The organism is Thermus sp. LT1-2-5 (assembly GCF_040363165.1).
Classification (GTDB): domain Bacteria; phylum Deinococcota; class Deinococci; order Deinococcales; family Thermaceae; genus Thermus.
The window spans coordinates 31,348-51,484 of the sequence record NZ_BSRG01000012.1; the positions used below are offsets into that span (position 1 = coordinate 31,348).

General features: G+C 62.1%; 20 protein-coding genes, 2 pseudogenes and 1 CRISPR repeat array. Of the genes and pseudogenes, 15 read left to right on the plus strand and 7 right to left on the minus strand.

Annotated elements, in window-relative coordinates; translation table 11 throughout:
* Positions 1 to 107: 107 nt before the first annotated feature.
* Positions 108 to 1,052 (plus strand): annotated as a pseudogene (locus ABXG85_RS10080) (transposase).
* 127 nt (positions 1,053 to 1,179) lie between these two features.
* Here the strand turns inward: ABXG85_RS10080 and ABXG85_RS10085 are convergent.
* Together ABXG85_RS10085 and ABXG85_RS10090 are read right to left on the minus strand one after the other, a co-directional pair.
* Complete coding sequence (locus ABXG85_RS10085; protein WP_353513504.1) at positions 1,180 to 1,335, minus strand: hypothetical protein; 156 nt, start codon at positions 1,333 to 1,335, stop codon at positions 1,180 to 1,182.
* Between the two features lie 31 nt (positions 1,336 to 1,366).
* Entirely contained in the window at positions 1,367 to 1,537 is a 171-nt protein-coding gene (locus ABXG85_RS10090; RefSeq protein WP_353513505.1) for a transposase, read from the minus strand.
* A 49-nt stretch (positions 1,538 to 1,586) separates the two neighbouring features.
* Between ABXG85_RS10090 and ABXG85_RS10095 the strand changes: the two genes are divergently transcribed.
* Together ABXG85_RS10095 and ABXG85_RS10100 are read left to right on the plus strand one after the other, a co-directional pair.
* On the plus strand, positions 1,587 to 1,919 hold the full coding sequence (locus tag ABXG85_RS10095; RefSeq protein ID WP_353513506.1) for an FGGY-family carbohydrate kinase: 333 nt from the start codon (positions 1,587 to 1,589) through the stop codon (positions 1,917 to 1,919).
* The gene (locus tag ABXG85_RS10100) at positions 1,907 to 2,164 is read left to right on the plus strand and encodes a hypothetical protein (protein WP_353513507.1); all 258 of its coding nucleotides are present in this window, start codon (positions 1,907 to 1,909) and stop codon (positions 2,162 to 2,164) included. Before ABXG85_RS10095 ends, ABXG85_RS10100 begins: the two co-directional genes overlap by 13 nt.
* On the opposite strand, the gene ABXG85_RS10105 is transcribed toward ABXG85_RS10100, so the two are convergent.
* Positions 2,119 to 3,381, minus strand: a complete 1,263-nt coding sequence (locus ABXG85_RS10105) for an ROK family transcriptional regulator (RefSeq protein WP_353513508.1) — start codon at positions 3,379 to 3,381, stop codon at positions 2,119 to 2,121. The two genes, ABXG85_RS10100 and ABXG85_RS10105, sit on opposite strands and share 46 nt — an antisense overlap.
* A gap of 152 nt (positions 3,382 to 3,533) precedes the next feature.
* Between ABXG85_RS10105 and ABXG85_RS10110 the strand changes: the two genes are divergently transcribed.
* The 5 genes from ABXG85_RS10110 to ABXG85_RS10130 are packed head-to-tail and all read left to right on the plus strand — an operon-like array spanning position 3,534 to position 9,190.
* Positions 3,534 to 4,589 carry a substrate-binding domain-containing protein gene (locus ABXG85_RS10110; protein WP_353513509.1) on the plus strand — a complete coding sequence of 352 codons (1,056 nt, stop codon included), beginning with the start codon at positions 3,534 to 3,536 and terminating at the stop codon, positions 4,587 to 4,589.
* Position 4,590: 1 nt separating this feature from the next.
* Positions 4,591 to 6,072 carry a sugar ABC transporter ATP-binding protein gene (locus ABXG85_RS10115; protein WP_353513510.1) on the plus strand — a complete coding sequence of 494 codons (1,482 nt, stop codon included), beginning with the start codon at positions 4,591 to 4,593 and terminating at the stop codon, positions 6,070 to 6,072.
* Positions 6,065 to 6,979 carry an ABC transporter permease gene (locus tag ABXG85_RS10120; RefSeq protein ID WP_353513511.1) on the plus strand — a complete coding sequence of 305 codons (915 nt, stop codon included), beginning with the start codon at positions 6,065 to 6,067 and terminating at the stop codon, positions 6,977 to 6,979. The genes ABXG85_RS10115 and ABXG85_RS10120 overlap by 8 nt, the downstream gene beginning before the upstream one ends.
* Before the next feature lie 35 nt (positions 6,980 to 7,014).
* Positions 7,015 to 7,926 (plus strand): ABC transporter permease, encoded by a 912-nt coding sequence (locus ABXG85_RS10125; protein ID WP_353513512.1) that lies wholly within the window; start codon positions 7,015 to 7,017, stop codon positions 7,924 to 7,926.
* A gap of 16 nt (positions 7,927 to 7,942) precedes the next feature.
* A complete protein-coding gene (locus ABXG85_RS10130; RefSeq protein ID WP_353513513.1) occupies positions 7,943 to 9,190 on the plus strand; it encodes a Gfo/Idh/MocA family protein in 1,248 nt (415 codons plus the stop codon).
* A 454-nt stretch (positions 9,191 to 9,644) separates the two neighbouring features.
* Here ABXG85_RS10130 and ABXG85_RS10135 read toward each other — a convergent pair whose 3' ends face one another.
* Genes ABXG85_RS10135 through ABXG85_RS10150 form a run of 4 tightly spaced genes read right to left on the minus strand, consistent with a single transcriptional unit; the run spans position 9,645 to position 12,502 of the window.
* A complete protein-coding gene (locus ABXG85_RS10135) occupies positions 9,645 to 10,202 on the minus strand; it encodes a hypothetical protein (protein ID WP_353513514.1) in 558 nt (185 codons plus the stop codon).
* The gene (locus ABXG85_RS10140) at positions 10,177 to 11,415 is read right to left on the minus strand and encodes a sensor histidine kinase (RefSeq protein WP_353513515.1); all 1,239 of its coding nucleotides are present in this window, start codon (positions 11,413 to 11,415) and stop codon (positions 10,177 to 10,179) included. Before ABXG85_RS10140 ends, ABXG85_RS10135 begins: the two co-directional genes overlap by 26 nt.
* Positions 11,412 to 12,068 carry a response regulator transcription factor gene (locus ABXG85_RS10145; protein ID WP_353513516.1) on the minus strand — a complete coding sequence of 219 codons (657 nt, stop codon included), beginning with the start codon at positions 12,066 to 12,068 and terminating at the stop codon, positions 11,412 to 11,414. Before ABXG85_RS10145 ends, ABXG85_RS10140 begins: the two co-directional genes overlap by 4 nt.
* Positions 12,065 to 12,502 (minus strand): hypothetical protein, encoded by a 438-nt coding sequence (locus ABXG85_RS10150; RefSeq protein WP_353513517.1) that lies wholly within the window; start codon positions 12,500 to 12,502, stop codon positions 12,065 to 12,067. The genes ABXG85_RS10145 and ABXG85_RS10150 overlap by 4 nt, the downstream gene beginning before the upstream one ends.
* Positions 12,503 to 12,787: 285 nt before the next feature.
* Positions 12,788 to 13,243: direct repeats of the CRISPR family, unit length 29 nt; unit sequence CGGTCCATCCCCACGCGTGTGGGGACTAC.
* Positions 13,244 to 13,433: 190 nt separating this feature from the next.
* On the opposite strand from ABXG85_RS10150, the pseudogene ABXG85_RS10155 reads away from it, so the two are divergent.
* The 7 genes and pseudogenes from ABXG85_RS10155 to ABXG85_RS10185 all read left to right on the plus strand — a co-directional run bounded on the left by ABXG85_RS10155 (position 13,434) and on the right by ABXG85_RS10185 (position 19,946).
* Positions 13,434 to 14,327, plus strand: a pseudogene (locus ABXG85_RS10155) (IS256 family transposase).
* A gap of 63 nt (positions 14,328 to 14,390) precedes the next feature.
* Positions 14,391 to 15,359 (plus strand): LacI family DNA-binding transcriptional regulator, encoded by a 969-nt coding sequence (locus tag ABXG85_RS10160; protein WP_353513518.1) that lies wholly within the window; start codon positions 14,391 to 14,393, stop codon positions 15,357 to 15,359.
* Positions 15,359 to 16,267 (plus strand): ribokinase, encoded by a 909-nt coding sequence (rbsK, locus tag ABXG85_RS10165; protein WP_353513519.1) that lies wholly within the window; start codon positions 15,359 to 15,361, stop codon positions 16,265 to 16,267. The genes ABXG85_RS10160 and rbsK overlap by 1 nt, the downstream gene beginning before the upstream one ends.
* Positions 16,268 to 16,302: 35 nt before the next feature.
* A complete protein-coding gene (rbsD, locus tag ABXG85_RS10170) occupies positions 16,303 to 16,668 on the plus strand; it encodes a D-ribose pyranase (RefSeq protein WP_353513523.1) in 366 nt (121 codons plus the stop codon).
* Positions 16,669 to 16,682: 14 nt separating this feature from the next.
* A complete protein-coding gene (locus ABXG85_RS10175) occupies positions 16,683 to 18,116 on the plus strand; it encodes a sugar ABC transporter ATP-binding protein (RefSeq protein ID WP_353513520.1) in 1,434 nt (477 codons plus the stop codon).
* The gene (locus tag ABXG85_RS10180) at positions 18,091 to 19,032 is read left to right on the plus strand and encodes an ABC transporter permease (RefSeq protein ID WP_353513521.1); all 942 of its coding nucleotides are present in this window, start codon (positions 18,091 to 18,093) and stop codon (positions 19,030 to 19,032) included. The genes ABXG85_RS10175 and ABXG85_RS10180 overlap by 26 nt, the downstream gene beginning before the upstream one ends.
* A gap of 5 nt (positions 19,033 to 19,037) precedes the next feature.
* Positions 19,038 to 19,946 (plus strand): D-ribose ABC transporter substrate-binding protein, encoded by a 909-nt coding sequence (locus ABXG85_RS10185; RefSeq protein ID WP_353513522.1) that lies wholly within the window; start codon positions 19,038 to 19,040, stop codon positions 19,944 to 19,946.
* Positions 19,947 to 20,137: the final 191 nt, after the last annotated feature.

Sequence of the window (20,137 nt, forward strand, 5' to 3'; positions counted from 1 at the left end):
ATAGTGGCAGGTGCGCTCTTTGGATCGCAGGGCATCTTACTTTGTCTGGACTTACGCGGTGCTAATTTGTAGCGATAAAATGGGCCTCCGGTAACGAGGGAGGCCCGATGAAGAGGATACCCCAGCCCCTCCCGCGCGCTCTAGAAGCTTTAGCCCAAAGCCCCATCAACACCTCAGCCCTGGCCATGGCGGAAAACCAGGACTTCGCCCACGACACCGTCTACCGCGCCCTCCAGCAACCCCTGGCCTCCTTCCTTGACCTGGCCCTGGAACTCTGCAAGACCCTCGGGGGCCTCCACCGGGGCTACCTCCTCCTGGATGACGTGCTCCTCCAGCGTTACCGCTCGGGAAAGCTGGGCCTGAAGAAGACCCGGGACACCGCCACGGGGGCCTGGGTGTACGGGCTCTCCCTGGTGGTGCTGGCCTGGACGGATGGAAAGCGGCGTGTTCCCTTGGCCTTCCTGCCCTACTTCGGGGAGGAGGAGAGCAAGCTGGACCTGGCTTTGGCCCTGTTGGCGTGGGCCAAGGCACAGGGGTTTCAGCCGGAGGGGGTGTTGTTTGACGCTTGGTACGGGGCGAAGCGGGTCCTGATGTGGCTCCATGGCCACGGCTGGCCTTTCGTCACGAGGCTCAGGTCTAACCGTGTGCTGGAGGGTGTCCAGTTGCGCGGGCATGGGGGAACCCGTTGGGTGAAGACGGGGAGGTTGCGGGGCTTTGGCTTTGCCGTGGGGGTGCTCAAGCGGGGGGGAAGTTTTACGGGACGGATTGGGAGGGGTGGTGGGGCGAGAGGATGGGGAGGTTTATCGGTTGCGGCAGGGGATTGAGGAGATATTCCGGGGTTTACAGCAGGAGTTGGGGTGGGTTGGGCATCGGCACTGGCGGAGGGCGAAGTTGCTGGCGCATCTGGCCTTGGGGTTGGTGGCCTATGGGCTCATGGAGGGTCAGCGGGAGCGGCTGAAGTTGAGCTTCTACCAATGCCGACGGAGACGGATGGCGGGACGCTATGCCTTGACCTAAGCCCCTTGTTATCGCTACAGGTGGAGGCCGCGTAAGTCCAGGGGATAACCACTATTGCCGCTTACTTCTCGTATTCCAAAGAGGGCAAGCCTTAGACTTGACCGTTATTCCACATGCAGCCCCAGGAACCTGAGGACGCAGAGGGGATGGAAGAGAAGGTTTCTAGAGCTGCCAAGACCCACGCCCCCACCCCCCCGCCCGGCAGGCGTCCTCGCGGAAAAGAACGTCCCGCACCCAAAAGGACCGCTTCTCTATCGCCCACCGGGAAAGGAGGAGCTCCCCAAGCCGCTTCGCCTCCATCCCCTTGAACCCCTCCATCGCCCACCTCAACAGCCCCCCCGGTTCCCCTTCAGGACGAAGAGGTAGTCCCCCCCTTTTCCCGGATGGCCTCGGCCACCTCCGGGTACAGGTACCCTGCGTCCCCTACCAAGAGCTTCCCCTCTAAGCCCTCGGCCCCAAGGCGTTCCAGAAGGGTTAGGAGGGCCTTCCCTTCTTTCCCTTCCGCCTTCGCCTGGGCCAAGGTGACGCCCAGATGGAGGTTCGGTGGGGCCGCTACCTCGGGGGCGGCTGTGGCTTGGTTCCGTGGCCTGGTGGGGGAGGGACTCTCCTTAGGACCGTTAGAGCAGGAGGCCGAGGGTGTCCCCCCGGGTAGCGAGGGCTTGGTTTTCCTGCCCTATCTCATGGGGGAGAGGAGTCCGGTTTGGGATCCCAAGGCGCGGGGCGTGTGGGCTGGGCTTTCCCTGACCCACACCCGGGGCCATCTTTACCGGGCGGTGTTGGAGGGGCTGGCCTACGCCCTGCGCCACAACGTGGACACCGCAGTGCAAGCGGGATACCCGGTGGAGGGGGAGATGCGGGCCGTGGGGGCGGTGCGCGGAGCCAGCTTTGGATGCGGATCCTAGCCGATGTGTCGGGGCGCCCGGTGCGGGCCATGCCAGAAGGAGGGGAAGCGGCGTTTGGGGATGCCATGGTAGCGGCGGTGGGCCTAGGGATGGAAAAGCCCGAAGCCCTATCGGGGTGGCTTGGCCAGCTGGAGCAGCGGCGGTTTCTTCCGCAAGGGGGCGATGGGTACCGACGGGGATATGTCCGGTACCGGGAGCTTTACCGGCGGCTCAGCGAGTGGTTTGCGGAAGGGGAGCCCTCGTAGGGTCCATTAGGTCCCGCTGCGTCCCGGATGATTTCCGCCAAGGCTAGGGCTCCTGCCCCCAAAAGGCCGGATAGCTCTCCTAGGCGAGTATACCCAATGTATAGATGGCGGGTGGATAGAGGTAACGAGCGTTGGTAGACGCTTTGTCGGATAGAGGCCAGGAGTAGGGGGCCGATTTTGGTCACTCCGCCTCCTACCAGGATTTGCGAAGGGTTAAAGAAGTTAACTAGGGCCGCTATCATTTGGCCGATAAGCTGTCCTGCCTGCTGGATGATGCGGTTAGCCACAGGATCTCCCTCGCGGCTAGCTTGGCCCACTTCCATTGGGGTAAGAAAGCCTCGTTCCTCGAAAAGTTTGGCAAGGAGGGGACTTTCTCCGCGTTCTGCCGCCTGAAGGGCCATCCGGGCAATGGCCGGGCCTCCTGCCATGGCTTCCACACACCCTATGTTGCCGCAGTGGCAGATGGGGCCCTGGGGATCTACGCAGATGTGGCCCACGTCCCCGGCTGCGCCATCCGCTCCCCGGTAGATCTCCCCTCGGCAGACGATGCCAGCACCAATGCCTGTGCCTACCTTGATCACCACAAAGTTAGCGTGCGCCTTGCGGTCGTGCCACAGCTCACCGAGTGCCATCACGTTCACGTCGTTGTCCACAAAAACTGGGCACGGGAAGGTTTCCCATAGGTACTCTTTTATGGAAAAGCCCTCCCACCCTGGCATGATGGGAGGATTGATGAGTAGGCCGCTTTTGAACTCCACCGGGCCTGGCACCCCCATCCCAATACCTACCACTTCTTCTGGACTTCTACCGACGCGTTGCAACAGTTGGAGGACAACCCCGCGCACCCGGGCCATGACCGGGCCCGGTCCCAGGCGGACATCCAAATCTTCCCCGTGGTGAGCCAAAACCCGAAGGTTGGGCGTAAGGAGGGCCACATCCAGACTTGTGGCACCCAGGTCTACGCCCACAAGTACGCCGAGTTCGTCCCGGAGCCGCAATGCCATAGGCGGGCGCCCCCCTATGGAGGCTTGAACTTCGGCTTCTTCAACGAGGCCCCGCTCTTTGAGCGACTCCACGACCTCATAGGCTTTACTTCTAGAGAAACCCGTCTGGATGGCGATCTCCCGGCGGGTAAGGTGGCCTTTCCAGAGAAGTAGGTCCATGACTCGGGCTTCTGCCGGGGAGAGGTTCTCCCATATACCACGTCGTGAGTCCATGCTTCTATTATACAAACCAAATGAATAAGAAAACAAAGTTTGTCTTTACGAAGACAAAGTTTTTTCTTGACTGGAAATCTTTGTCGGGTATAGCTTGACTGTGCATTCCAACGTGCGCTCACGGAAGCCGACGAGGTGGCTGGAGGTGTCGCATGAAAAGAACCACGATGGGGCTTTGGGCTTTGGTTTGTGCACTAGCAGCCCTGGGCGTGTGGGCTCAGCAAAGCGGTGCCAGGCCTCCCTACACCATAGGGGTTTCCAACGGCTTTATCGGGAGCGAGTGGCGTGTTCAAATGCTGGACAACATGCGCACGGTTAACGACGAGTATAAGAAGCAGGGGCTTACCCGGGATCTGGTTATTCAAAGTGCTAACGTGGACGTGGCGGGCCAAATTAACCAGATCCGCAACCTGGTGCTCCGGCGGGTTCAGGGGATCATCATTAACCCCAATTCCCAGTCTGGTCTGAATGGGGCCATCCGCGACGCGGTTCGGGCGGGGATTCGAGTGATCTCCGTGGACCAGGAGGTGTCGGCTCCCGAGGCCGTGAACGTAACCATAGACCAGAAGGAGTGGGCCAAGATCAGCATGCGCTGGCTAGCCGAAGCCCTCGGAGGTAGGGGGAACATTGTCATCATCAATGGTATCGCCGGGCATCCGGCCAACGAGGCGCGCTACGAGGGTGTGAAGGAAGTGTTGTCCCAGTACCCCAATCTGCGGGTACTCAATGTTTCCAACGCCGACTGGGACCAGGCTAAAGGCCAGGAGGTTATGTCCCGGCTGATCGCTTCCTACCCCAACATCGATGGCGTTTGGTCTCAGGACGGCATGGCCGAGGGAGCCTTGCGGGCCCTCCTGGCGGCGAACTTACCTAGGCTTCCCATTATGGCGGGGGAGGCCCGGGCCGGGTATCTGCGGCTTTGGGCCGAAGCTAAGCGGCGCTATGCTGACTTTAAGTCCTTCGGTGTTTGCAATCCTCCGGGGGTAGGGGCCAGTGGCCTCAAGGTTCTGGTCCGATTCCTCCAGGGCAGGAAGCTAAAAGATGGGGTTCTCCGGGGACCTTTCAACAATACCATTTACGTCCCTATCCCCTGCCAAGTTTCCGATACCACATTAGAACAAGCGTTGCGGCAAATACAAGGGCGGCCCGATACCTACGTTCTGGACGGGATTATCTCTGATCAGCAGGCGGATTCCTACTTTGAGTAGGATGGGGCTCCTCCTAGAGGTCCGCAGTCTTGTCAAGCGGTTCGGCCCCACGGTTGCCTTGGATGGGGCCGAGCTTTCCTTGGAGGCAGGGGAGATCCTTGGTCTGGTGGGCGCCAACGGGAGTGGGAAGAGCACCCTGATCCGGGTGGTGGCTGGTCTGGTCCGTCCCGATGGAGGGCAGGTACGATGGCAAGGTAAGGCGTTCTTGCCGTCGAACCCGCTAGCAGCGTGGAGGGCGGGCATCGCTGTGGCCCACCAGGAGACCAGCCTGATTCCCACCCTCTCGTTGTGGGAGAACCTAACTCTTCCCCATCGTTCTTTGGGTAAGCCCCTGCCCGCCAAGGCTCGTGTCCGGGAACTTCTGGATCGCTTAACGCTTGCGGTTCCCTTAGAAGTTCAAGCGGGACAACTGTCAGCTTCCGAGCGCCAGATCGCCGAAGTGGCCAAAGCTTTGCTGTGGGAGCCCCGCCTCCTCCTGTTGGACGAGCCCACCGCTGCCCTAGACCACGAACAAGTGCAGGCGCTTTTTACCCAGATACGGGCTTTTGCAGCGCGGGGCACGGGGTGTATTTTCGTAAGCCATCGCCTAAGCGAGGTGCGATCTCTTTGCCACCGAATTCTCGTCTTGCGGGGAGGGCGGGTGGTATACGAGGCGAACTCCAAAACCCCCTTTGAGGAACTTCTGGCCCGCATGGTGGAGGGGTTCGGTGCCGGAGTCCGGAGCACTTTGCCCGTCTCAACAGGTGAGGAGCTTTTACGGGTGGAAGGGCTTCGTACCAAGGGGGTACACGACGTTAGCCTGGTGGTTCGCCAGGGGGAGGTCGTGGGATTGGGTGGCCTCCAGGGGCAGGGACAACGTGAGCTTCTTATGGCGCTTGCGGGGGCCCTCCCTGCTCAAGGGCGTATCTGGCTTGGGGGACGCCCTTTACCGCCCTTGCGCCCTGCTGAGGCGCTGCGTATGGGCCTCGCCTTGGTGAGTGGGGATCGTCAGGAGATGGCTTTTCTCCCACGATCGGTAGCGGAAAACCTGCTCATTGCTGCCTGGCCCCGCTTTGCCCGTGGCGGGGGAGCCTGGTTAGACCTGCATAGAGCCCGTCAGGAGGCCTTCCGCATGGCTGACGGGCTTGGGCTCGTTTATGCAGGTCTGGATGCACCCCTGAGTGGCCTTTCAGGGGGGAACCAGCAGAAGGTCTTTCTAGGGCGGGCCCTCCTAGCTCATCCCCTTGTTCTACTCCTGGACGATCCGACTGTGGGAGTAGATCCCCCTACTCGGGCAGCTTTTTATGCCCGGGTACAAGAACTTGCTGGGCAAGGGTTAGGCATCCTCCTCTATAGCAGCGATGAGGAGGAGATTTTGCGGCACGCACACCGGGTCCTGGTGTTGCTGCGAGGGCGGGTGGTTGCGGTTTTGGAAGGAGTCACCCTTACCCGGGAGGCTCTGCTGGCAGCGAGTCTAGGTGTGGGGAGGGAAAACCGTGGTTAAGCGCGCCTTGCCCTATTATGCACCCGCCCTTTTGCTCACCGTGTTGGTCCTGTTTCTCAGCGGAGGGTTGGCCCCCGGACTTCTAGACCCCTTTAATCTGTCCCGCTTGCTTGCCAGCGCCTTGCCGATGGTTTTCCTTGCAGCAGGTCAAACTCTGGTGGTCCTTAGTGGGGGCATAGACCTCTCCCTGGGGAGCCTTCTCACGTTCACCTTAGTGGTAATGGTGGTGCTTTTCGATGGGGTTGCTGTCGGAGTCGGGTTGCTCGCAGGGCTGGTCGCAGGGCTCATCGGCGGCGCCATCAACGGGGTTGCCGTGGCCTACCTTCGCCTTCAGCCCCTTGTGGCTACATTTGCCACAGGCTTTCTCTTCGGAGGTTTAGCCCTTTGGGTTCTTCCTCGTCCCGGAGGGACCGTCCCTCCGGGGCTACGGGAGCTCTTAGACCCTCCGTGGGCTCCTCTAATTCCCTATCTGTTGCTCCTTGGCGTTTGGGTTTATCTCCGGAGGAGGCCCTGGGGGGTACTCCTATACGCCACAGGCGGCCAAGCGGGTGCAGCTTACGCCAACGGGGTTCCTGTGGCCAGGGTGCGTGTGCTCAGCTATATGGGAGCTGGCCTCCTCGCTGCCTTTGGGGCCCTTTTTTTGTTGGTGGAAACGGGCACAGGGGATCCGCTTGTGGGGCAACCGATGTTGCTGGGGAGCATCACGGCCGTGGTCTTGGGAGGGACCCGGCTTTCCGGGGGTACGGGTGGCTTGGAGGGATCGATCCTGGGCGCTTTGCTCCTCGTCTTGTTCCGAAACCTGGTGTTCTTTCTAGGGGTTCCTTCTGACCTCCAGGTCTTAGCGGAAGGCCTTGTGGTACTGTTGGCGCTTGCCACGTCAGGTTACGTGTTGCGGAGGGGGGCGTGAAGCGGTTTCCGGGGCCACGAGTAGGCGCCATCGGCATGATCCTGTTTCTTTGCGCCCTTCTTTTGGTGATCCAGGGGTTGGCTCAGCCTGGCTTTCTCACCCTTTCCCAGGTGGCTAACCTGATGAAGATTGCGGCTGTTCTAGGGATTTTGGCCATCGGCCAAACCTTAGTGATCCTTTCTGGTAACGAGGGAGTGGATCTCTCGGTCGGAGCCGTGGCAACCTTCGGCGCTGTGTTGGTGTATAACTTGACGCGGGGTCAGGACGACCGATTTCTCCTCGCCCTCGCCCTGTCCTTGGCGGTGGGCTTCATCCTTGGGTGCCTCAACGGAGGGTTAGTGGTCTATAGCCGACTTCCCCCGTTGGTGGCCACCCTGGGAGTAGGCACATTGGTGCAGGGTCTTATTGTTTGGCTTGGTGGTCGGGAACGGGGAGCGGTACCGCCCCTTTTGGTGGAGGCCGTTTCAGGGACTTGGGCGTTTGGACTCCCTGGAATTCTCTTCATATGGGCAGTTCTGGCCTTGGGCGTAGCGCTTTTGCTTCACAGAACCTATTACGGCAAGGCCCTGTACGCCCTGGGAAGCAATAGGCGGGCCGCTTTCTTATCTGGCGTTCGGTTAGAGCGGTACCTGGTTTTAACTTATGCCCTGAGCGGGTTCTTCAGCGCTCTGGGTGGAGTCGTCCTTTTGGGGCATGTACAGCTTATGCACCTTACTCTAGGTCAGGCCTATACCCTCCCCACGGTGGTAGCCGTGGTGGCTGGAGGAACCCTTCTCACGGGGGGTGTGGGTTCGTACTGGGGGACCATGGCAGGGGCTCTCCTGATCACGCTCCTGCAAAGTGTTCTTCTGACCCTCCGCATTGAGGAGTTTGGCCGTCAGGTTGCCTTTGGACTCATCCTTTTGGGCTTCTTGGCCGTGTACGGGAGGGAGAAGGGGTTTCGGTAGTGAGGGGGTGAATGGTATGCGCAAGGAGGCAGAGGTTCTCGGGGTCGGGCTTTTGGGTAGCGGCTTCATCAATGAGTTTCATCTCAAGGCTTTCCGCTATGTGCGCGGGGCTGAAGTCACCGCAGTCTGTAGCCGTACAGAGGCGGGGGCTACTCGTTTGGCGGAGCAGGCCCGTGCTTGGGGGCTTGGAGAGCCTCGTGTCTACACGGACCTTCGGGCCTTTTTGCGGGATCCCCAGGTAGAAGCTGTGTGGGTTGGGATCCCTAACCATCTGAGGTTGGAGGTGGCCGAAGCCATTGCGGATGAAGTCCGGACTGGGCGTGCTTCCCTGCGCGGGGTGGCCTGGGAGAAACCCATGGCCCGTAACCTCAAGGAAGCGCGGGCGATCCTCCAGGCCTTGGAGGAAGCTGGCGTCCCTCACGGGTACTTGGAGAACCAGATCTATGCCCCTTCCCTGACCCGGGGTAAGGAATTGATCTGGAAGCGAGGCGCAGCCCTGGCTGGCCCTCCTTACCTGGCTCGAGCCGCTGAGGAGCACAGTGGGCCTCATCGTCCGTGGTTCTGGCGAGGGGATCTCCAGGGAGGTGGTGTGCTTTCGGACATGATGTGCCACAGTGTGGCGGCGGGATGGTTCCTCCTTACCCCACCCGGGGACTCCATGGCCCGGCTGCGCCCTGAGGCAGTTTCGGCACAGGTTGCTGGTCTAAAGTGGGTTCGCCCCTCCTACGCAGAGGAGCTTTTCCGGATTACAGGGGGGCAAGTGGACTATCGCCAGGCCCCTGCTGAGGACTATGCGGCGGCCCGGGTGGTTTTCCGAACCCCCGCTGGAGAGAAGGTCTTGGTGGAGGCGAGCACATCCTGGAGCTTTGTGGGGCCTGGTTTGCGGCTTACCTTTGAGCTTTTGGGTCCGGAATACGCTTTATGGGTCAACACGCTCGAGGGCGAAGCCAAGGTCTTCTATAGCCGACGTGTGCAAGGCGAAGCAGGGGAAGACTTGGTGGAAAAGCAAAATGCAGAACAGGGGCTCATGCCGTTCTTGGCCGAAGAAGCCTTCACCTACGGGTATGTGAATGAGGATCAGCACATGGTCGAATGTTTCTTAAGTGGTAGGAGGCCATTAACTACCTTAGAGGAGGGGATAGCTGTAACCGAGCTTTTAATGGCTGCCTATTTGTCCGCTGAAACGGGGACTACGGTTAGACTGCCCGAAAGAGCTCTCGAAGAGTTTGTGCCTGCGGTGCAACTGGGAAAGTGGCGCCCCTAGCTAACTCCCCGATTCCGCACGTCCCCCACCTTTCGCAAGGTCAACCCTTCGTTGCCGAAGCCCCTTACCTTGCCTTTCAAGATGCCTAGGGACTTTTCCAAAATTTGGGCCCATTCGGAGCTTGTGGGGGTCTCTTTTTCCGCGAGTTCCAGTCTGGGGCGTTAAAGCCCCCACGCTCCTAAACCCTTACTCGAAGTGCAAGGCCACCCAGCCCACGCTCTCCTTCGCTCATGCCGGGCCCAGTTGCGGTGGGTTTGCTGGTGCAAGGGAACTGGGTTTTAGTCGCCCACACCCTCCTATGAGGCCAGGTGTGGTTGGGGGTGGTGGATGAAGGTAGGGGGGTAAACCAACCTCGCAGACACGCCCCTCGGCTAAACCTAGTCTTCACAGTGTCCTTTTGGCGTGGTGGGTATGGGCGTGGGGGCTATTGTCCACAGAGGCTTGGCTGACCACCTCACTGGAGGAAGCGCTCGAGCCTACCCTTTAGGCCCTCCAGCCGCACGAGCCACCACCCCTCCTTCGGTGGCCGGGGAAGGCTCAAGCCCGGGGGAACCCCGCGCCACTTCCCCTCGTGGTAGCGGGCCACTAGGATGGCCTCTTGCCCGGCCCCCGGCAGGACCTTCCATACCTTGCCCTCTACCCACCAGAGCCTTGCCCAGGCCAGGGAGAGCCCGAAGAGGCTTCCTGGCCCCTCGTAGTAGGCCCACCCCTCGGGCACCAAGACCTGGAGGCCTTCCGGGGCCACCTCCACCACCATGCCTGGGGCCAGGTAGGGGAGGAGGGGAGAGGAACTGGGCAAGGCCCGGCCCCCGGCCCACAACGTCCCTGCCTCCACCGCCTCCACCCGGCCGTAGTACACCGGGCGCTCGCCCCTTTTCTCACCCTTCTCCTCCTTCTTCGGCGCTTCCTTGCCTTCCTCCCGCCGCTTTTCCCCCTCCCCGGAGGCCCCAGCCAGGCCTTGGGCCGCAAGGGGCCAGAGGGCAAGCCTAGCGAGGAGTTGCCGCCGCGTCATCCTTCCACCTCGGCAACCGCACCCGCACTCGTAGCCCGGGGTGGGCGTTTTCCACCTCGAGGCTCCCCCCAAGCCGTTTGGCCGCCTGGTCCGCCAGCGCCAGGCCGAGCCCGAGCCCCTCGCCCCTTTGGCCCCGGAAAAAGGGCTCCGTGATCCTGGGCAAGAGCTCCGGGGCCACCCCGGGCCCGTGGTCCCGCACCTCGAGGTGAACCTCGTCCCCCGAGGTTGCGAGGCGAACCTGCACGGGCGGGGCGCCGTATCGCAGGGCATTTTCCAGGAGATTGTCCAGGATGCGCTCCACAAGGCCCGGGTGGGCCAGGACCCAAGCGGGACCTTGCACTTCGGCTTCCACCCCGGCCCACCCCGTCAGGTTTTGCCGCAAAAAGGCGCAAAGCTCCAGGGGCTTCAGGTCCGTGGCCTCGGCCCGGGCCAGGGCCAGGAGGCCCTCCAGCACTGCCTCCATGCGGTTCACCGCCTGGGCCATCCTGGGAAGGGCGCGCTCCAGGGGCACCAGCCCGCCTTGTAAGGCTTCCACTTGGCTTCGGACCACGGCCAAGGGGCTTCGGAGCTCGTGGGAGGCGTGATGCGTGAACAGCCTTTCCCGTTCCAGCGCCCCCCGCACCGCCTCCGCCATGCGATTGAAGCCCTGGACCAGGCGGTTCATCTCCCGCTCCCGTACCGGGGCGAGGGGTTGGGGGAAATGGAGGGCGGAGAGGGCCTCCACCGCCTCCGCCAGGGTTTCCAGGGGCTTCAGGAGGAGGGTGGCGAAGGCGTACCCCAGGAGGCTCGCCAGGGCCAGGAAGGGAAGGAGGAGGAGAGCGCCGCTTCGCAGGTAGGCCCTGAGGGCCCGGGCGTACTCCTCTGTGCGCAGGTAGACCTCCAGCTGGTACCCTTCCCACGGCAATCGAGCGGTGCGCCAGGCTTCCTGGGGTTGCGGCGCAAAGCCCCCTTCCAGGACCACTGTCCCGCCTCGCAGGAGCCGGAAGCCAAAGGTGTAGTGGCTCCCGCCGAAGGCTTCGGCGGAAACCAGCCGGGGGCCCGAGGGGGTGAGGGCCAAGGCCCGTTGCACCCGGGAGGAGGCCTCCTGGAGGTCCAAGGCGATGTCCCGCTCCACCAGGTTCCGGAAGACGGCGTAGCCTCCAAGGAGGGTTACGAGGCCGGTGCCGGCGGTCACTAGGAAAAAGGCCCAGGCCAGTCGGCTCTTCAGACTCATGGCGTACCCAGACGGTACCCCCCGGGCCCCCGCTCCACCACCCAGGGGGCGAGTTGCCGCCTCAACTTCTGCACGTAGACCCGGAGAACGGCCTCGCTTTCCGCCTCGGGGAAGAGCCGGACCAGGAGCTCCTCTCGGGAAAAGGTCTTCTCTGGGTTGAGGGCGAGGAGCTCCAGGAGGGCGAAGGCTTTCGGGGAGAGGCGCACCTCCTTCCCCCCGAAGGTGACCCGCCGCGCCGCCAGGTCCACCTCCAGGGGCCCCCGCACCAGGACCCGCCCCTTGAACTCGGCGTTGTGCCGCGCCAGGTCCCGGACCCGGGCCAGGAGCTCCTCCAGGTGGAAGGGCTTCACCAGGTAGTCGTCCCCGCCCAGCTCCAGACCCGTGAGGCGGTCCTCGAGGGCGTCCCGGGCGGTGAGGAAGAGAATTCCCCCCTTGTAGCCGCTTTCCCGCAGGGCCTCGGCGAAGCGAAAGCCGGCGTCCTCCCCTTCGGGGAGCATCACGTCCAGGACCAGGACATCGGGTTCCCCCTCGGCCAGCCTTGCCCAGGCCTCCTCTAGACTCCGCGCCCCCACGGCCTCGTACCGTTCCCGGTGCAGCAGGGCCACCACGGGCTCGAGGATGCCCTCTTCGTCCTCCACCACCAGTACCCTCATGGCTCCTTTGCGTACAGGGCCAAGGCCCCAAGGAGGGCGAGGCCCGAGAGGCTTAGGGGAGCCAAGGGAGGGGGGGAGGCCTCCGTTTGCTCCCCTTCGCCCCCATACTCACCTTCCTCGTCCACCAGAACCAGGGTACCTGGGCGGAGGGCCTCCCCTGGAAGTCCCTCCTCCATATGCTCCACGAGCCCCAGGAGGCCAGCGCCTCCCAGGAGGAGGAGGGCCACCGCCGCCCCCATGCGGAGGCTTGGGCTTAGGAGGCCCAAGGCGGCCAAGAGGACCCCCAGTCCCGCCACCATGGGCGCCAGGAGCTGGATCCCTTCCGTGTGCCCTAGGAGGAGGAGTTCCAACAGGGTGAGGAAAAAGCCCATGGCCACCAGGAGGGCCACCAGGTCGGGAAACCGCCCTTTAATCCACCCTCGGATCGGCTCCATGCTCCACCTCGATCTTTCTCCTTCTAAGCCTTGCCGTCTAGCCCGTGGCCGTAGGCGCAGAGGTTTGCGGGCAGGACCGGGTTGTAGGCCTCTAGTCTTAAGGAGCCCCCATTCCCGGGAGTAGGTTCCCTTGGAAACCTTCCTCCGTGGGTTATGGTTTTCTAGAAAAATATGAAGTTTCTACAGAAATGTGATACTACGTTTGAGAGAGGGGAGGACGAGGCCTGTAACAGGGTCCATCCTCACTCGTACGAGGACCTCGCGCACCAAGCCTTGATCCACTACCGGTCCATCCCCACGCGTGTGGGGACTACGGGGCCCTCGAGGGCCTCGCTTCCCGCCCCGACGGTCCATCCCCACGCGTGTGGGGACTACGCAAGGGCCACAAGAGCCCGCGCCCATGCCCCAGGTCCATCCCCACGCGTGTGGGGACTACGCAAGGGCCACAAGAGCCCGCGCCCATGCCCCAGGTCCATCCCCACGCGTGTGGGGACTACTCGTCCTGGCGGAGAACAACTTCGGGCGGCTCCGGTCCATCCCCACGCGTGTGGGGACTACGGCGTTGGCCGCAACGTCAAGCCGTTCCGCCACGGTCCATCCCCACGCGTGTGGGGACTACTGCTCCCCTACCTGGATGGGGATGGTCACGGTCGGTCCATCCCCACGCGTGTGGGGACTACGGCCATCGCGGGGGTGGCCGCCCTGACCACGGCGGTCCATCCCCACGCGTGTGGGGACTACACTTGACCAGGACGCTAAAAACCCCGCCTGACCCCCCTCTAAGTATCTAAAAGGGAGCTATTCCGGAGTTTGCTTGTCAAGATCCCCGCGCAAGCCTTTACTGAAGCGTTCTAGCTTTTGCGCTTTGCACAGTGCCTCGGCGTTGCGCACTGCCACGAGAAGTATACCATCCCTGCTATTGAGGAGGTGTTTGAGGAGGAGATGGCCGAACGCCTATACCCGGAACCTGATTACGCCGTTAGGGAGGATTGAGCAACTCAAAGTGACACGCAATCGCGAGGGAGTCTTCCTCACCGAGGTCTTCAAGCGCCACAAGATAAGGACGGGGGAGGTGGAGGAGGCCGTCCTGGAGATCTGCTTGCAGGGGGTCTCCACCCGCAAGATCGCAGCCATCACGGAAGGGCTCTCTCGAATCCGCGTCAGGAAGGAGACGATTTCCCGGATTGCCCAGCGTCTGGAAGAGGAACTTTCCGCCTAGCGGGAACGGCCCTTGAAGCTGGCTTACCCCTACCTCTACCTGGACGCGAGGGATTTCCAGGTGAACTGGGGCGGGCGGGTAGTGGACTTGGTCCTCTTGGTGGCGGTGGGGGTGAACCAAGGGGGCTACCAGGAAGTGCTGGCGGTGGAACCCGCGGGCGGGGAACGGAAGGAGGCCTGGCGAAACCGACTCAAAGGATTGAGGGAAGGCGGGCTTCGCGGGGTAAGAGAGGGGATTTCCCACGACCACCCTTCCCTCCGCCCGGCGGTGATGGCCGAGCTTTCCGGAGTGGGGTGGCAGCGGTGCGTGGTGCACGTTGCGCGCAAGGGATTGGCCCACGTGCCGCAATCGGAGGGGGGCTTGGACCCACCTAGAGTTCTAGAGTTTCTCCGGGGCCACCAGAGGCACCTCAAGAGCACGAATGTGCTGGAGTGGGTTTCTAGGGAGGTGAATTGCGGGACCGAGGGGGTAGGGGTGTTCCCGAACAAAAAGCGCTTGGCCAACCTGGACACGGTGGTGAGGCTTCAGGATTGGGCATTCAGGCGTTACAGGGACATGGGCCTGCTCTGGGCCGCGGAAAGCGAACCCACAAAAATCGCGACTTGACGCCTTGACAACCATCGAAATCTATGTTAGCTTTGTAGTCAAGCGGAGGTTGAACGTTAAACTATGCCTACTTTACGGGATGTGGCCAGACTGGCCGGGGTTTCCCACACCACGGTTTCTCACGTGCTTAACGGAACCAAGCAAGTCCGTTCCGAGGTGGCTGACCGGGTGTGGGCGGCAGTAGAGACCCTTGGGTACCGCCTGAACCGTCAAGCCCAGGCCCTCCGCCGGGGCCACAGCCACACCCTAGGCTTGGTGCTACCCGACCTAACCAACCCCTTCTTCCCTGGCCTGGCTCAGGCTATCGGCTTGGCTGCGCGCAAGGCAGGGTACACCCTTACCCTGGTGGATTCGCTCGGGGATGAGGGAGTGCAAGAGGAGGGTTTGCACCGTCTGGCTGAGGAACAGGTAGCAGGAGCGATCTGGGTGCCTGTCGGGGTTTATACGCCCCCTCCTTTTCCCGTGGTCCTGGTGGACCGTACTGTGGAAGGAACGGATGGTGTGGAGGCGGACCATTACCTTGGGGGAAGGCTGCAAGCTCGCCACGCCCTAGCGCTGGGCCATCGACGCGTAGGCCTCCTCATAGGTCCCCAGAGCCTACGAAGTGCTCGTTTACGTCGGGAGGGGTTTCTGGCTGAGGCCCAACTAGGGGGTCTGGAAGTGGTCTGGGAAGAAGAGGTTCCCTTTGGACTGGAGCTAAGTTCCGGTGCTCAGGCTCGTTTGAGGAGAGCCCGGGATGAAGTATCGCTGGTAGTAGCGGCCAACGACGTCATAGCGGTAACCGCCCTAAGAGTCCTGCGGGAGGCAGGTATTCGGGTACCCGAGGAAGTCTCCCTCATCGGTTATGACGATATCCCCTGGTCCACACTGGCTTTTCCGTCCCTCACCACCATCCGCCAGCCGGTGAAAGAGATGGCCGAGGCCGCTGTGGCTCTCCTGCTCCGCCGTCTCCGGGAACCAACAGCTGAGGCGGTACGGGTTGTCCTGCCCGTGACCTTGATCCCTCGGGAGTCCGCCCGGGAGGTGCGGTGATGATCCTAGTGGTAGGTAGCCTGAACATGGATCTCGTCATACGGGTAAGCCACCTGCCCTACCCGGGGGAAACTGTTCTCGGGGAAGCTTATGAGGCCTTTCCCGGCGGTAAAGGAGCCAACCAAGCGGTGGCTGCGGCCCGGCTCGGGGGAAGGGTGCGGATGATTGGCCGGGTGGGGGAAGACGCTTTTGGCCAGGCGTTGAGAGAGAGGTTGGCCCAAGAGGGTGTGGATGCGGCTTGGGTACGGGAAACTCCAGGACCCAGCGGAACCGCCTTCATCCTGGTGGACCCCAAAGGGCAAAACCAGATCGCCGTGGCGCCGGGAGCCAACGCCCATCTGACCCCGGAGGACCTTCCCGAAACGGCCTTTAAGGGAGCCAAAGTGGTTCTTCTCCAACTGGAGGTTCCCTTGCAAACTGTGGCCCGGGCAGTAGCCTTGGGCCGTAAGGTTGGAGCCCGGATTCTCCTCAACGCCGCTCCGGCTCAAGCTCTACCGCCCGAAATACGGCAGGAGATTGACCTCCTTCTGGTCAACGAGCTGGAAGCGGCGCAATTGGCGGGACTTCCTTCCCCCCGAACCCCGGAGGAGGCCTTGGTCCTTGCTCGCCACCTTCGGCACCTGGTGCCCCGGGCTCAGGTGGTTCTTACCCTGGGGGCTCAGGGGGCGGTTTGGTCGGGGGACGAGGAGGGACATCTCCCTGCCTTCTCTGTTAGGGTGGTGGATACCACGGCGGCGGGAGACGCCTTCGCGGGGGGCCTTGCCGTGGCGATGGCCGAGGGCTGGGAAATGCGGGCCGCCCTCCGCTTCGCCAACGCCGCGGGCGCTTTGGCCGCTACCCGGCCCGGGGCCCAGTCTTCCCTGCCTTTCCGGCAAGAGGTGGAAGCTCTTTTGGAGGGTGAAAGATGAAGAAGAGCGGTATTCTCCACCCCGTTTTGGCCCAGGTGGTAGCCTCCCTCGGCCACGGAGACCTGCTTGTGGTAGCGGATGCAGGGCTTCCCATACCCCAAGGTCCCTTGCGCATCGACTTGGCCTACGCGCCGGGAAAGCCCCCTTTCCTGGATGTTGTTCAGGTACTTTTGCAGGAACTTCAAGTGGAAAGGGCGGTCTTAGCCCAGGAGCTACGGGAAAGAAGCTCGGATTTTCACCATCGTGTGGAGAAGGCCCTCCGAGAAATCTCTGGAGCAGAGGTTACCTACGTATCCCACGAGCGGTTTAAAGAACTTGTGGTAAAGGCAAAAGCCGTAGTGCGCACAGGGGAGTTTACGCCCTACGCCAACCTCATTCTCCAGGCGGGGGTGGTGTTCTAATGGCCCTCTTAGAGATGCGGGGGATCCGTAAGCACTTTGGGGGCGTGGAAGCCCTCAAGGGGGTGGACCTCGCGGTGGAGGAGGGGGAGGTTCACGCCCTCGTGGGAGAAAATGGAGCGGGGAAATCCACCCTGATGAAGATCCTTTCTGGGGCCCTAATCCCGGATGAAGGGGAAGTCTGGCTTTCAGGGCACCGCCTTCGTTTAGGGAGCGTCCAAGAAGCTAGGCAGCAGGGCATCGCTATGGTCTATCAGGAGCTGAACCTGGTCCCGAACCTTTCCGTAGCGGAAAACCTCTTCCTTGGTACCTTTCCCCTTCGCATAAATTGGCGAGAGCTGTATGCCAAGGCCCGGGCGCTCCTAAAAGCCCTGGACCTCGATATTCCCCCTGAGGTTCCCTTGGGATCCTTGGAGGTAGGGCAGCAGACCCTGGTGGCGGTAGCCCAGGCGTTAAGCCAGGATGCTCGTGTTTTGGTGTTCGATGAGCCCACGGCTGCGCTGAGCGCCCGGGAAGCTGAGCGGCTATTCCGGCTGGTGACAGAACTCCGGAGTCGGGGGTTGGGGGTTGTCTGGATCAGTCACCGACTCGAGGAAATCTTCCGCCTGGCCGACCGCGTAACCGTTCTCCGGGATGGCCAGCGGGTGACCACAGTACCCCTTTCAAAACTAAAGCCCGAAACTCTGGTGGAGCTCATGGTGGGGAGGCGAGAGGAAGTGCATTTGAACCTCTTGGCTCCGGGGAGCGGGCCTCCGCTACACCTGGAGGTGAGCGGAAAGGGCATGGAGCCCTTAGCGCTTCACCTCCACCCCGGGGAGATTCTAGGGCTTGCGGGGGTTGTGGGTTCGGGGCGGAGCGCGGTGGTGGAAGCCCTCTTCGGGCTGGGAGGGGAAGGAAGGGTGAACGGCGAGCCTATCCGCTCTCCTCTGGACGCCATCCGGCGCGGCGTATTCTTGGTGCCCGCCGACCGAAAAGCCCAGGGCCTCATCCTGAGCCTGAGCGCCCGGGCCAACATCAGCCTTCCTGTCCTATCCGAACTCGCCAGTAGGGGATTCCTATCCACCCCTAAGGAAGTCGCCTTGGCCCAGCGGTGGTTCCAAGCCCTGGGAATCCGTCCACAGGACCCTGAGCGGCTTGCTGGCACCTTCTCCGGGGGAAACCAACAGAAGTTGGTCCTGGCCAAAGCCTTGGCCACTAGGCCCCGCCTCCTCCTTTTGGCGGAGCCCACCCGGGGTGTGGACGTGGCTGCACGCCAGGAGATCTACGGCCAGCTGGCGGCATGGGCCAGGAAAGGAGTGGCCCAGATCGTTTCCAGCGGGGACACGGAGGAACTTCTCCTCTTGTGCCACCGTATCCTGGTCTTCCGCAAAGGCCGGGTAGTGGCCGAGTTTCGCCCTCCCTACCGCCGTGAGGAGGTGGTTTCCCATGTGGTGGGCGCGGCTCAGGCTTGAACTCTTTTCCCGTTATGGCCTTTTTTGGGCCCTTGGGCTTTTGATTCTAGCCCTGAGCCTTCTGTCCCCTTATTTCTTAACGCCCTCCAACCTACTGAACATTCTGCGCCAAGTGTCGGTTAACGCCATTCTGGCCCTGGGAATGACCGTGGTCATCCTCAAGGCGGGGATTGACCTTTCCGTAGGCTCCCTCTTGGCCCTCGCCGGAGCCGTGGCGGCTGGCTTTGCCCTTTCGGGCTACCCTCCAGCCTTGGCCATGGGGATGGGGGTTGGGTTAGCCGTGATCTTGGGGGCATTGCAGGGCCTACTTGTGGCTTACGCTGGTCTTCCCCCCTTCATCGTGACCCTAGCTGGCCTGACCGCTTTCCGGGGACTCACGCTGGTTTATACCGACGGGAGGCCCCTCACCGGACTTCCTGACCCCTTTCTTTTCCTGGGAAATGGCACGCTACTGGGGATTCCGGTGCCGGTTTTGGTGATGCTCCTTTTCCTCTTCCTAACACATGTCCTTCTCCGCTACACTGCCTGGGGGCGTTACCTTTACGCCATCGGCGGTAACGAGGAGGCGGCCCGGCTCTCCGGGGTGCCGGTGGCCCGCATCAAGGTCTTTGCCTACGCCTACTCGGGACTGGCCGCAGGCCTAGCCGCCCTGGTGCTCACAGGGCGGCTCAACTCTGCGCAGCCCACCGCTGGTACGGGGTTCGAGCTGGACGCCATAGCTGCCGCGGTGGTTGGGGGAACCTCGCTGGCGGGGGGGAGGGGAACGGCCTGGGGAACCTTTTTGGGAGCCCTCATTATCGGCGTGCTGAACAACGGAATGAACCTGCTCAACGTATCGGCCTTTTACCAGCTGATTGCCAAGGGGGTGGTTATTGTTCTAGCCCTTTTGGTGGATCGGCTGGTTAGAAGGAGGTGAGGCAGATGGCAAGGCGGATCGGGGTTTTCGGATTGTTGGCTTCGGTGTGGCTGTTGGGCTTGGTCTTCGCCCAAGGGACGGTGGTAGGGCTTTCGCTTTCCACCCTTAACAACCCCTTCTTCGTCACCCTGAGGGACGGGGCGTTGGAGGCGGCGAAAAAGGCAGGGATCCAGTTGGTGGTCCTGGACGCCCAAGATCGGGTGGATAAGCAGGTTGCCGACATTGAGGACCTTGTTCAGCGCCGTGTGCGTGTCCTCCTGGTCAACCCCACCGACAGCGCTGCCGTGGTTCCGGCCATCCAGCGGGCCAACCAAGCGGGGATTCCCGTCATTACTGTGGACAGGGCAGCATCGGGTGGGAGGGTGGCTTACCACGTCGCCTCGGATAACGTGTCTGGGGGAAGAATGGCAGCGGAGTTTATCTGCAACCTGCTCAAGGGGAAAGGGAAGGTTGTGGAGCTTGAAGGTATTCCTGGAACCTCGGCGGCTCGGGACCGGGGCCAGGGCTTCAACGCCTATCTCAAGGAAAAGTGTCCCGGCATCGCGGTGGTGGCCCGGCAGACGGCGAACTTTGACCGGGCTCAAGGGCTTACGGTGATGGAGAACATCCTGCAGGCGCAACGGGAGATCGATGCAGTTTTCGCCCACAATGATGAAATGGCGCTGGGCGCCCTTCAGGCCATTAAGGCTAGTGGCCGCAAGATCCCCGTGGTCGGTTTTGACGCCACCCCCGATGCGGTGAAGGCAGTAGAAGCTTGCGAGATGGCAGCCACCGTGGCCCAACAACCTGCGGAGATGGGGCGGATAGCGGTGGAAAAAGCGGCTGAGCTAATTCGGGGGGGTAGGGCACCTGCACAAACCCAGTTCATTCCCGTTCCCTTAAAGCTGGTTACCAACCCCCGGTGCACCTGGTAGACCTCAATGCCACGGCAATACCCCCGGAAATGCTTCCGGGGGTATTCCTTTTCTCCCTGACGGCAGTGTAACCGACATTCCGCACCCCTCTCCCTTGGCCTTAGGATTTTGGGATGGAAACCACACCCAACCTACAGGTGTACGACCTGGGCCACCTGGGCCTGGTGGCCAGCATCCTGGATCAGATAGGA

Coding starts and splice junctions, on each gene's coding strand:
- ABXG85_RS10085 (WP_353513504.1), bottom strand. CDS start 1,335: ATGGAGGGGTTCAAGGGGATGGAGGCGAAGCGGCTTGGGGAGCTCCTC.
- ABXG85_RS10100 (WP_353513507.1), top strand. CDS start 1,907: ATGCGGATCCTAGCCGATGTGTCGGGGCGCCCGGTGCGGGCCATGCCA.
- ABXG85_RS10105 (WP_353513508.1), bottom strand. CDS start 3,381: ATGGACTCACGACGTGGTATATGGGAGAACCTCTCCCCGGCAGAAGCC.
- ABXG85_RS10110 (WP_353513509.1), top strand. CDS start 3,534: ATGAAAAGAACCACGATGGGGCTTTGGGCTTTGGTTTGTGCACTAGCA.
- ABXG85_RS10115 (WP_353513510.1), top strand. CDS start 4,591: ATGGGGCTCCTCCTAGAGGTCCGCAGTCTTGTCAAGCGGTTCGGCCCC.
- ABXG85_RS10125 (WP_353513512.1), top strand. CDS start 7,015: ATGATCCTGTTTCTTTGCGCCCTTCTTTTGGTGATCCAGGGGTTGGCT.
- ABXG85_RS10130 (WP_353513513.1), top strand. CDS start 7,943: ATGCGCAAGGAGGCAGAGGTTCTCGGGGTCGGGCTTTTGGGTAGCGGC.
- ABXG85_RS10135 (WP_353513514.1), bottom strand. CDS start 10,202: ATGACGCGGCGGCAACTCCTCGCTAGGCTTGCCCTCTGGCCCCTTGCG.
- ABXG85_RS10140 (WP_353513515.1), bottom strand. CDS start 11,415: ATGAGTCTGAAGAGCCGACTGGCCTGGGCCTTTTTCCTAGTGACCGCC.
- ABXG85_RS10145 (WP_353513516.1), bottom strand. CDS start 12,068: ATGAGGGTACTGGTGGTGGAGGACGAAGAGGGCATCCTCGAGCCCGTG.
- ABXG85_RS10150 (WP_353513517.1), bottom strand. CDS start 12,502: ATGGAGCCGATCCGAGGGTGGATTAAAGGGCGGTTTCCCGACCTGGTG.
- ABXG85_RS10160 (WP_353513518.1), top strand. CDS start 14,391: ATGCCTACTTTACGGGATGTGGCCAGACTGGCCGGGGTTTCCCACACC.
- rbsK (WP_353513519.1), top strand. CDS start 15,359: ATGATCCTAGTGGTAGGTAGCCTGAACATGGATCTCGTCATACGGGTA.
- ABXG85_RS10175 (WP_353513520.1), top strand. CDS start 16,683: ATGCGGGGGATCCGTAAGCACTTTGGGGGCGTGGAAGCCCTCAAGGGG.
- ABXG85_RS10180 (WP_353513521.1), top strand. CDS start 18,091: ATGTGGTGGGCGCGGCTCAGGCTTGAACTCTTTTCCCGTTATGGCCTT.
- ABXG85_RS10185 (WP_353513522.1), top strand. CDS start 19,038: ATGGCAAGGCGGATCGGGGTTTTCGGATTGTTGGCTTCGGTGTGGCTG.